Annotated in this window: 9 protein-coding genes; 2 read left to right on the top strand and 7 right to left on the bottom strand. The window is 49.8% G+C overall.

The genetic code is table 11. The annotated features are described in order from the left end of the window. The 7 genes from NZ772_05625 to NZ772_05655 form a co-directional block, all read right to left on the bottom strand. On the bottom strand, window positions 1-2,206 hold a 2,206-nt coding region (locus NZ772_05625; GenBank protein MCS6813038.1), incomplete at its 3' end, for a CHAT domain-containing tetratricopeptide repeat protein. 253 nt (window positions 2,207-2,459) lie between these two features. Next, window positions 2,460-2,864 (bottom strand): hypothetical protein, encoded by a 405-nt coding sequence (locus NZ772_05630; protein MCS6813039.1) that lies wholly within the window; start codon window positions 2,862-2,864, stop codon window positions 2,460-2,462. A 388-nt stretch (window positions 2,865-3,252) separates the two neighbouring features. Continuing rightward, window positions 3,253-4,521, bottom strand: a complete 1,269-nt coding sequence (gene mgsA / locus NZ772_05635; GenBank protein MCS6813040.1) for a methylglyoxal synthase — start codon at window positions 4,519-4,521, stop codon at window positions 3,253-3,255. A 280-nt stretch (window positions 4,522-4,801) separates the two neighbouring features. Next, the gene (locus NZ772_05640; protein ID MCS6813041.1) at window positions 4,802-5,008 is read right to left on the bottom strand and encodes a photosystem I reaction center subunit IV; all 207 of its coding nucleotides are present in this window, start codon (window positions 5,006-5,008) and stop codon (window positions 4,802-4,804) included. Window positions 5,009-5,097: 89 nt separating this feature from the next. Further along, a complete protein-coding gene (locus NZ772_05645; GenBank protein ID MCS6813042.1) occupies window positions 5,098-5,850 on the bottom strand; it encodes a hypothetical protein in 753 nt (250 codons plus the stop codon). A gap of 160 nt (window positions 5,851-6,010) precedes the next feature. Beyond that, a complete protein-coding gene (locus NZ772_05650) occupies window positions 6,011-8,074 on the bottom strand; it encodes a DUF3352 domain-containing protein (protein ID MCS6813043.1) in 2,064 nt (687 codons plus the stop codon). Between the two features lie 134 nt (window positions 8,075-8,208). Continuing rightward, on the bottom strand, window positions 8,209-8,475 hold the full coding sequence (locus NZ772_05655) for a hypothetical protein (GenBank protein MCS6813044.1): 267 nt from the start codon (window positions 8,473-8,475) through the stop codon (window positions 8,209-8,211). A gap of 114 nt (window positions 8,476-8,589) precedes the next feature. On the opposite strand from NZ772_05655, the gene NZ772_05660 reads away from it, so the two are divergent. Further along, the gene (locus tag NZ772_05660) at window positions 8,590-10,773 is read left to right on the top strand and encodes a recombinase family protein (protein ID MCS6813045.1); all 2,184 of its coding nucleotides are present in this window, start codon (window positions 8,590-8,592) and stop codon (window positions 10,771-10,773) included. 138 nt (window positions 10,774-10,911) lie between these two features. Continuing rightward, window positions 10,912-11,310 (top strand): VWA domain-containing protein (locus NZ772_05665; protein ID MCS6813046.1); only part of this gene is annotated, 399 nt, incomplete at its 3' end.

The raw sequence follows: 11,310 nt of genomic DNA on the forward strand, positions 1-11,310 counted from the left end.
CTTCTGCCTCTGCCCCCGGCAGGCTAGACAACTGCTGGGGGGGATTGCCAATGCTAGGCATAGTGGGATTGCCCACAATCAGAGCATTGGTTAAGAGGGATGGGCTGCTTGCTGTGGTTGCTAACCGCCGTTGGTGGGTTAGTTGCAATACCTGAATGGCTGGTGCTGTGAGAATTGTATGTTTTTGCACTAAATATTGACCATCGCTAGTTTGCAGGGCAGGAAAGGGCACAAAAAATAATTCTCCTTGGGGGATGAAAATGACGCGATCGTTGGGGTTGGTGGGCAGATGTTGGGCGATGGATTGCACCAGAATTGTGTAGAGTCTTTGCAGATGGGGGCGATCGTTGCCTCCTGACGACTGCGACTGTGCTGTTGCTTGTCGCACGGCGGTGATGTCTTCTACAAAGGAAATTCCCCGACCGCGAACACCCAAATCATTAGCACGACTGTTGTTAATTAAGCTCAATAACGGTGAAATGCCCTGTTCACGGGGAAGATTTGAGAGGTCAACCTGCTGGAAGGCAACGGTTCCAGTTGGCTGAACAACCCAAATATAGAGCAAGTCATCGCCAATAATGGAATATTCCACCAGGGTTGCTTTTTGCTCCTTGGCTACCTGTTTAATAGCGGCGATCGTCATCGGCTTGAGAGTTTGAGCCGTGGTCAAGTTATCCGAGGGCTTGCTAGTTGTGTCAGTTGCCTGTAGTTGACTGGCTAATAGCTCAGCAAAGGCCCGCGATCGACCGCGCTCAGAAACTTCCAACGCCTGCTCTACTTTCCTCTGAGCAACCAGTGCCTCTTGCAGCGAGCGATAGGTAAACAACTGGGTTTCAAACAGAGCGACCTTGTTTTGATCTGTCAATCCTGGCCGTAGAGATTCCCAGAGTTCTACTGCTGCGAACAAATACCGCTCCGCATTCCTATAGTCCTTTAGGTTTAGGTACGATAGCCCCATGTTGCTGAGGGTAATGCCTTCTTCCACACGCTTACCTACTGCTTGGAGCAATGGTAAAGAGCGTTGGTAGTAGTCTAGTGCTCGTTGCCGATTGCCAAGCTCACCATAGAGCGCGCCAAGGTTATTCAAAATCGTCGCCTGACTGGGACGATCGTTCAACGCTTCAACAATGGCTAATGCCTGTTCGTAACCTTTAATGGCTTGATCGCGTTGTCCCAATCGGCTGTAAACACTAGCAATATTGCTCAGAGTAAGGCTCTCGCGGCGGCGATCGCCAATTGCTTGGAGCATGGCCAATGACTGCTGGTAGTAGTCCAATGCCCTAGGCAACTGATTAAGCCGATCATAGGTGCGTCCTAGGTTATTGAGTAATGTCGCTTCTGCGCTGCGATCCTTCAGTTCTCGGCTGAGGGCTAGTGCCTGCTGATAGAGGTCTAGAGCTTTGTCAGAGCGGCCTAGGGCATTGTAGGTAGCTGCTGTATTGGTCAGGGCAGCCATTTCGCCGCTGCGATCGCCAATGTCACGCTTGATAACGATCGCCTGGTCTAACAGTTCCAGTGCTTGCTGAAACTTGCCTAGGCTACGATAGACGTTTGCCATGTTGCTAAGCACCGTAGCCTCACCTTCGCGGTTGCCCAGTTCACGCTGAATTGCCAACGCCTGTTGGAACGCAGCAATAGCTTGATCTGGTTGACCTACACGATCGTAAACTACACCCAGATTGCCAAGCGCACTAGCTTCCACCCCTCGGTTACCTACCTCTCGAAGCACAGCCACCGATCGTTGCAGATATTGCAATGCCTCTGCATCTTGGTTCAGTTGCTCGTAGGCATTAGCTACATTCAGCAGCAACACCCCCTCACCTTGGCGGTTTCCCACCTCTTGCAAGATTTTTAACGCCTCAAGATATTTTGCCAATGCCTCTCTAGAACGGCGTTGTGCCAGTAACTGATTACCTTCACGGTTAAGGCGCAGAGCCTCCTGTTCGCGGGGTGAGGCTTGAGCTACCTGAAGGGGTAACAGATGATTGGCAGAACCTAGGGATAGGACAGCAGCAAATGATGGGTCGTCACCAGCAAAAGATAGATAGGAAGCACTCTTAGTCCAGGGCAGCCTAGTCATAGCCTGAGCAGGCAGAGACTCTATCCCAACGATTAGGGGTGGTGTGATGACAGGAAGTAGAGCTAACGCTACAGACCAAGACTTCAGGGATACAGAGGATTGGAAACGACGATTATGCGGCTGCATGGAACCCATCTAGAAGAGACTACCCCACAACCATAGCTAGCCGGTAGACTACTGGCAATGGGCAGTCAGTAATTTCCGGGTGCATCCCACTTGTGTAGCCCTCACCCTTGTATCTTGAGGACAGAGAGGGACTTCCAATCCGGCTCCCCCGCGCCCAACCCCCCGTTCGCGGGGGGCCAAGGGGGCAGGAAGAAGGGGCTGGGGGGTGAGGGCTTATTTGCGTAAGTGGGATGCACCTAATTTCCAGACTGACTTAGGTGACACGGAACCGCTCATCACTACAGAGTCGGCTAGGGTCAAATTCTTGCACCCAATGGATAAAGGCTGGGGTGATGGTTGTACTCTCGGTATGGCGCATCAATAAGGCTACATAGCGTGCTGGCTGCTTGACCACGATGGCACTGTAATCAGAGCCATTGACCACTGCATGTTGAAACCCCTCTAGTTGCAGTGATGACATCAATAGCGATCGCAGCCCTAACGCCTGAAAAATCGTCTGTACCCAGTTGATATGACTACTCTCTTCTGTAAGGTAATAGTCTTTTGGCAAGCCATTAAGGTCAAAGGTAGCTGCACCAATCACATCCTGCATGTAATCAAATTCATGGTCATCAACTGCACTAACGTCTGGTGATTTGTTAGGTGGTACAGAACTCATAGACTTAGCTGACCGATCAGTTGATAATTGTGTAGTTGACATTGCTTAGGGAAACACAGTGTATTGGTTTAGATTGGTTTACAGTAATGACTTAACGTGCAACGCCATAGGTCAGAAACACCCAAATTAAGCTTGGACAAATCACAACCTGCGTTCTTGTAGCAATTCTGTAACTTATTCACGTTTGCCCTTAGCATACCCACATCCATAATCGATGCACCAATCAGTAGTAGCACTGGTGGCCCTACAACGAAATTGCATGTTGTAAAACCAGTACAGAACCATAGCTGAGGCTAGGGTTGTGAGTCAACGGTCAAAGTACTCTAATTTGCCAGCAGTTGCCGAGGTATGTTTTAGTTTCTCAAACATCTGCTTGGCTTGATTGAACTTAAGACGAGGGGGCTAGAATCACTAAGCCCTTAGGAATACATTCCACTACGATCGGGGTAGTACCCACGATTTCTCCATCGACTACAACCTTTTGGGGCGGGTCAGTACTAATCTGCAACCGTTTGGCTCGACCATAGACTACATTCTGTTGTTGAGAAGCTGATTTAACCAAAGCGCCACCCAGCATTGTTAACAGCGTGGCGATCGCTTGCAACTTGCCTTCCACCGTGATGATAGTAATATCCAACAGGCCATCGTCAAACACCACATTGCCCGACCCCTGCGCCAAGATCGAGGTAATAGGAGCAGAGTTTGCAATAGTGATAGCATGAGCTTGGCAGAGAAAGCGTTGACCATCAACTTCAATCTCAGCGTCAAACCGTTTATGGTCATCTAAAACCTGGAACCCAGCCATAAAGTAGGCCATGGCTCCCCACTGAGCTTTTAGGTCTCGGCTTGCTCGTTCAACAGCCTCTGCTTCATAGCCAACACCAGTCAATAAAACAAAGGGTTTGCCATTGCAGGTAGCTGCATCGATCGTGCGCCTATGACCCGCCAAGATGACCTGGCAAGCAGCTCGTATCGTCAGCAATCGGGGTAATCCTAGACTTGTCGCAAACGCATTAGCGGTGCCTGTAGGGATAATGCCAAGGGGAATGCCTGTGCCAATAAGTGCACCTGCCACAGCGGAGACCGTGCCATCTCCTCCAGAGGCGATAACTACGTCAGCGTTAGCAGCAACGGCCATCTCGGCTAAGTGGCGGGGATCATCGGTTGCTGTTGTCGTGTGAATTTGCAAGTCTAGATGAGGGTCAAGTAGTTGGCGAATAAGTGCCAATTCCTCATCAGGGTCACCTTGTCCAGATGCAGGGTTAAACACAAGGTGGGCGACAAGACGTTTGGCTAGATAGGTTATAATCGCCTCCGCCGTTGGTAAGTTCGTAGCCAGAGGAATGTTGTGGACATTACAAACCCGCAGCAATGCCTGAATATCTGGTTCATGGGGCTGGGCATATAGAGGGTCAACTAGAAAGATGACAGCACAAACCTGCCCGTCACAAATTTCAGCAGCGATTTGTGTGTCTCCCCCCAAGGGGCCAGATAGCTTGCGCTCTATGGTTAGTCCTGTTGCTTCTTGAATTCGCTGTCCGGTTGTGCCTGTGGCAATTAGTCGATAGCGAGATAGTACTGGATGATGCTGCTGGGCAAAATCCACAATCAGGTCTTTTCGAGAGTCATGGGCAATCAGGGCGATCGTGGCAGCCATAGCACCAAGTCACAACAAATAGTCACTGTTAAGGGGGGTTGTAGCAAAAATTGGCTGGTTTAGGACAAATTGATCATCACTGTTCAGGCTCCTAGTGAAGGCTTAAGCCTTGACTACCAGCGTCCTAAGTAGATTGGAGATTGCTACATGGTTTGGGCTAAGCCATTTAGACTTGAATGTGAGGGAAACAGTTCTCAAAGAATGCTTAAAGGCGACGTAAAGAGAAAACCAGTCCTCCCCACATCGCCTTTACGGGAATAGCTGTAGATTGCACTGCACCCTAAGCTTTTGCCTTGGGAGCCTCTACTTCCACAACTTCATTCAAAGCAAAGTTATTTGTATTAATGCCAGAATAGTTAACTTTGTCAAAGCGAACAATCACTGGATATTTGATACCGCTTTGGTCGATTGACGCAACGGTACCAACATCTTGAAACCAATAAGACTCTTTACGAAGAATCCGAACTTTAGAACCACGTTGAACCATAACTGCTTTTTTCCTTATCTCGCGTGAGCATGTCAGCTTGATGCTTTACAGCGTACTATCCCGACGTTATCCTTGGCTCACATTGCAGATTAAATTTTGTTACCAGTTCGCTGGGATAGTGATAGCACCACCGAAGCACTAGGCGCATTAGCAGATGTCGCTGCTGCTTCTCCTACTGCCCGACGCACTTCAACACCAACTTCTTCGAGAACAACAACTTGAGTGTCGCCCACGGTTTCTACACGCTTCACCAAAACCTGGCCGTTAGACACCCGATCGCCAATGCGAACATAGCGAGGTGTTTGTTCCTGGGGTGCCTTAAGCACAATCCGAAAGTCACCATTCTGTAACTGCACAATGCCAGTGACTTCAACTGCTTGGGCAAGGGTTGGCTCTGGTAATGGTGGCAACTCGGGAACAACTGGAGCCTGAGGCCCAGTTGCTGTTGGCGTATTGGGAATACTAGGGAGGTTGCCCTGAGTGTTACCACCAGGTGTCTGCGCGTTACCACCGGGTGTTTGTGCATTACCACCGGGTGAAGGTGAGGGAAGCGGTGGCAGAAGCCTAGGTACAACTGGAACAACGTTAAAGGGATCATTAAAGGTTTCAGTACGCCCTCGTCTAATCGTAGGCACACGCTGTTCAGGATTGGTTGGCTGCACTAAGTTGACATTTGGCAGAACTGGACGGGCAGCTACAGGGGTTGGAGATGGCGATCTCTTGGGAACTGTGGGCGATGGTGATGGTGCTGTGGCGGTATCGTCTCCAATCGTGCAACCACTAAAGAATCCTGTAGCGACAGCTAGCAACAATAACAACACAACAGATGATGGTTGGCGCATCACCAAACTCCTCTATGCCCAAAACGTCAACTTTGCAGGTTAGCGCAAGCGCTTAACCACGTTATAACACTACATTTCAGTTACAGCCCACTTTTAGCCCAAAGTTTATGACTCTGCACCTGCTAATGGGCCAGCTAGCTAGACATCCTCATGGCCACGCCTATCGTCCAAAATTCCCCAAGGGTGGAAAAGCAACAGCACGCCGCCGAATCATAGCTGCTAGTTGACCAACTTGTGATTCCTGCTTAGGCAGCACGGGAGCCAAGACAATCAACACATCCCCTTGGTCGTAGTCAGCCGTTGTGGAACTAGTGCTGCTAAAACTGCGAATAGTTGCCAAGATCCGCATTCCTAGTTGAAAATCTTCATCAGCGCGGGCATAGCTAGGCACAATTGTGTTCACCAGAGCGAGTACAGATCCCATGTTTACATATGCATAGCCTTGATTAGGACGCGGCAGAGTATTGGTTGCGGTAATAAAGGTGTAGTAGTCAGGAAGCAACTTACCACGGGGTTTGAGGATTTCTTCAATGTTTTCCGTGCCTTGTGTAACTAGTAGGGTGTCTTGATTCACCCAACCATAGGCGAGAACGCTGTAGGAATAGTAGGGTAATGTGAACTCCCAACTGGTAATTGCTTGACCTGCGATCGTGCGGCGCTTGATACCAAAATCTTCGCCCAGCTTAAATACAATGGACTCCTCCAGTTTGCGAATAGCTGCTTCGGCAGTGGGGCGATCGCTAGTTTGAATCATAAACGCCATCCCGACCTGAAAGGTTGGATCCAGTCCTGCAATTGGCCCGCGCTTGGTTGGGTAGACAAACCCTCCAAACTCTCCATCCATCCATGCAATTACATCTTGGTCTAAATCCAAGCTAGTAGATGCCTTAAACCCGCTACGAATCGTGGCCAAAATACCTCTTAAGTCATCATCCTGTTCAAAGGCTTCCACAATCTCTTGCCACTGTTGCTTCAGGTTGCGGCTGTTACCTAAAGCGTAGGTGGAACCCGGCACCAACCGTAAAATGCTGTTGGCTCCTGGTAACTCTGCATCAGCCCGTTCTGGGTTGGACTCTTTGTAGTAGGTATTACCCTGAAGACGAACCCCCTCAGATTGAGCAAAGATAAAGAAATCCGCTGCATCGTAGTCGCGCAGCAGCGGGGCAAAGAAGCGGTCAATATCAGCTACTGGATCGTTGACTGGGGTATCGGCAGATGGTTCAGCAGTTCCCGGAGGCATAGCGTCTGGGGATGGTACAGGTGCAGGTAAACCTTGTGATAGAGATGAGGTAGAGTCACCTATCAATGGCTTAGTCTTTCCAGGCTCCAACACTGGTGGAACGGCTTCCATGTCTCCATCACTAGAAGCCTGCAAGGCAGCAAACGCCTTTACCCAATCTACTGTCTTGGGCAAATCTATATAGATTGCCATCAAGGATCCTGACATTGCGGGCCGTTGGAGAGTACGAGCCAGCTTAGGATCCAATGGAGTGGAATCAACTTGCGCATCGATGACTGTTTCCACAGCCTTCGGTGACATAGCATAAACGGCATAACCTGGCATTGTAGCTGCTACAAGGTCAATACAGGTCTCTAGTAAGGTAGAGTCATTGGTTGGCGGTTTAACAGCTTGCTCGGTTTGAGCAACTTTGGTTTGAGTATCTGTCAGCGGTGCTGAGGATATGGTTGGCAAGTCAGGGGGGGCAATATTGTTGCTATCACTAAGTTGACATCCAGGCAGGGTAGTATCTCGACTTTCTTGAATGGTGATGCCACGGTAGCTGCGCTCTACAATAGCTGTGTCGTTTGCTTGCAGCTTCTTCCAAGCAGCGTTATAGCGCTCCATATCCCTAATGGGGACGATGACAGCTAGTTTATCTTGCAGTTCCTGCGCAGGGTTGCCATTGCCTGTTCTAGAGAGCACTACCACCTGGGCACGATCGCCCAGCCAAGACAAAATATCTGCCTCAATGTCGAGATTCTCTGGTAGCTCTAAATCTGTAAAGGCAGCGAGATAAAACTCACGAAAGAGGTGAAATCGCTTTAGGTCTTGCCAAGTTTCTAGTTTGGTACTAATAGAGATGCTAAAGGCAACATCGCTAGGCAAGGGAGGAGTCGGCATTGGTTCTGTCTGTGCCAGCAGCCGATCGCCAAAACAGAAGCCGATAGCTATGGCAGACCCAATTGAGAGCACTGCCTGCGAAAAAACATTGCTAATCTTCACAGAATAGTCACCAGGAAATTTTTCTCATCAGATTCTAACCTAGAGCATTCCTGTGTCAATGTGTCCGTCAGTGCTTAGTCGGGTAATTAGGAAAAACTCCCCCCGTAACGAACAACTATATTTTGGTCGTGTAGCTATACCCCCAGCCAGTCGGGGCAGGTATCTCCGCCGTGCCAACCATTAGGGTGAATACCGCAAATTAGAACAGTTCTAGTATCTTTAGAATAACCGTAGGCAATGCCATGATAGTTGCTACAACCCTGACAAGGTTGAGGTCGGGAAGAGCTAGGTAAACTAAACCCTAGTTGCGATCGTAGAATTTGTCGTCGGCTTTGATGGCGATGCCAGCGAACATAGTCGGCTTTGCGAATGGAATCGTTGGCAAGTTGAAAAGCGTCCATAGGTGATGCAGGATGGGCAGTGACGAGTCAATCAGAGCTATGATTTAGCCTACCCAGAATTGGGGATCGCAACACGATTATCACCCGGAGCACTGACCCTAACGTTATGAAACGATGACGCATCCTAACCGCTGGATTATTGGCGCAACCCGCACGGGCAAGACGACTAGGCTAGTTGATCAGTTTGTAGCATGGAGCACCACAGGCTTCAACGAGGCCATGGCGCTTCACCAGCGTGGCATTACACCCTTACCGCAACCCATGCTATCTCAGCAGGCACGCCTGCAATACTATGCCTCCCACATATTAGTGATTGCTGATACAGGGGATAACCGCCTTGAGTTGACCGATCGTCTCACCTTAGCCACCCACGGACAATGCCCTATCCAATCCGTAACTCCTCTGGGTTTCTTTGCGGATAAAGTCATGTTGTTTTGGGCGTTATTAGTGCAACGCCTGAACCTTAAGGCTCAATTTCCTATTCGCCTGCGTCCTGAAACAGAGCAAGAACTGGCAACGCGGCTATGGCAACCACAGCTAGATGCGGGCAATTTGCAGCAACCGGGGGTAACGGCATCGCGCATGGTGCGTCGAATTTTGGATTGGTTTCAACTGGCAGCCCTAGCTGGAATTCCTGCAGAAGATATTGGGATGCTGTTAGCGCAGGGACTCCTGACTGCAAATACTGACACACAACCAGCCCCGTGGTCTGCGATCGGCAACGCGATGTTGACTTGGCGAGACTGGTGCTTACAGCAAGGATTACTTACCTATGGTATTGCGGCTGAGCTGTATTGGCGCTATCTTCTGCCTGATGAAACCTACCGTTGCCATCTGCAAACCACCTATTGGGCAGTGCTGGCCGATGATGTGGATAACTATCCTGCTATTGCCTATCACCTCTTCACAACACTGCTGGATCAAGGATCCGTAGGATTCTTCACCTATAATCCTGATGGCTGTGTGCGCTTAGGATTGGGGGCAGATCCAGCCATGCTGGCTAGGTTAGCCAGTCGTTGTCAGGTAGAAACCCTAACCGATCGTCCCTCACCCTCCCTAGCAGATACCCTGGCTGAGGACGTGCTAGAGTTGGTGAGCAATCCTCTTAGCTTGGGACAACTACCCTCGCCTACTGTACAGAGCATTCAAACCGTGGCTCGTGCCCAACTGTTGCGACAAATTGCTGACCTGATTATCCAAGCAGTTGATAGGTACCACGTTCAGCCTCAAGACATTGCCATTATTGCTCCAGGTCTAGATGCGATCGCCCGCTACACCCTCAGCGACATGCTTTCCCAGCAGGGCATTGCCACCAATGTTTTGAATGAACAACGTCCTCTAATCAACTCGGCAATCGTCCGTGCTCTGCTAACCTTGTTAACCCTGGTCTACCCTGGGATGGGTAGGCTAATTAACCGAGAGGCTGTAGCAGAAATGCTTGTCGTTTTGTCTGGGACTAAATTTCAAGGCTCAGCCATCTCCATCCCCCATTCTCCACTGGCTAGCACTGCCATTGATCCAGTGCGCGCTGGGTTGCTTGCTGATCATTGCTTTGAACCCCATCCCGACCAACCTCGACTGCTGCCAATTCATGCATTCCCACGCTGGGATCGCCTTGGCTATCAGGCAACCGCAGCCTATGAGCAATTATTGCAATGGCTAGAAACCCAAAAACAACAACAGGCCCAACGCCTAATTCCGAGTGGCATCGTGTTGCTCGATCGAGCAATTCAGCAATTTCTCTGGGGTGGTAGTCATTTACCCTACGAACAAGTAGCAGCTCTGCGTGAGCTAATGGAAACAGCCCAACACTACTGGGAGGTAGATACCCGGTTACGTCAACGCCAGTTGGAAAATAGCAGTCAAGAGTCCACAGTTGCCCAATTTATCCAACTGCTGCGTAGCGGTACGATTACTGCTAATCCATTTCCAGTACGATCAACACTCAGGGACGATCGTGCTATTACCTTAGCTAACGTCTTTCAATATCGAGCCATGCACTGTCACCATCGCTGGCAGTTTTGGTTAGATGTTGGAGACAACCGCTGGCTGAGTGGTTCTGACTATCTCTATGGATACGCTCTGTTTTTACATGACTGGTCTGGATATCCGTGGACTGAGGCCGACCAGCAAATTGCCTACGAACAACGTCTTCGCCGCATATTGCTAGATTTGTTGGCGCGCACTAGTGACCGCCTAATTTTGTGCCATAGTGAATTGGCGATCAACGGTCAAGAGCAACTTGGCCCGCTAGTTACCCTAGTGAACGCTACTGGGACTAGTCTTGTGAATGGCTAGCCGGAAACTGTCCAAAAGTGCTGTAAGGAGTGACTAATGGGCATTGGAAACGAGTCTCCAGTCTCGTAATTTTACTGTGCTGTATCGCTCTGAGATTATCTGCACATCTGTTAACTTTCCTAAAAGGATCCCTAGCCTATGACGCTGCCAACAATCGTCATTACTCCGCTTTATCCGGTGCTGCCATCTAACTCTCCAACTGTGCTGGATGTTCTGGTCAAGATAGTTCCTCCTGAGTTGACACCTGGGCTAGGTCGTCCTCAATTGAATGTAGGGCTAGTGATTGATCGCTCTAGTTCCATGTCAGTTAAAGACCGCCTGACCTACGCCAAGGCAGCGGCGCGCCAGTTAGTGCACCAACTGCTGCCCAGCGATCGCATCAGTATCACCACCTTTGATCGCACAGTGCAAACCCTAATACCCAGCACCCTGGCTACCGATAAAGCAGCAATCATTGCCGCTATTCAAGACATTAGCACTGGCAAGTGGACTAACCTTCATGCGGGTTGGCTAGAGGGTAGCTGTCAAGTGAATCAA

The organism is Cyanobacteriota bacterium (assembly GCA_025054735.1).
Classification (GTDB): Bacteria; Cyanobacteriota; Cyanobacteriia; order SKYG9; family SKYG9; genus SKYG9.

Bases quoted from the DNA above. Each gene is read 5' to 3' on its own strand.
- NZ772_05630 (MCS6813039.1), bottom strand. From the start codon at position 2,864: ATGAGTTCTGTACCACCTAACAAATCACCAGACGTTAGTGCAGTTGAT.
- mgsA (MCS6813040.1), bottom strand. From the start codon at position 4,521: ATGGCTGCCACGATCGCCCTGATTGCCCATGACTCTCGAAAAGACCTG.
- NZ772_05640 (MCS6813041.1), bottom strand. From the start codon at position 5,008: ATGGTTCAACGTGGTTCTAAAGTTCGGATTCTTCGTAAAGAGTCTTAT.
- NZ772_05645 (MCS6813042.1), bottom strand. From the start codon at position 5,850: ATGCGCCAACCATCATCTGTTGTGTTGTTATTGTTGCTAGCTGTCGCT.
- NZ772_05655 (MCS6813044.1), bottom strand. From the start codon at position 8,475: ATGGACGCTTTTCAACTTGCCAACGATTCCATTCGCAAAGCCGACTAT.
- NZ772_05660 (MCS6813045.1), top strand. From the start codon at position 8,590: ATGACGCATCCTAACCGCTGGATTATTGGCGCAACCCGCACGGGCAAG.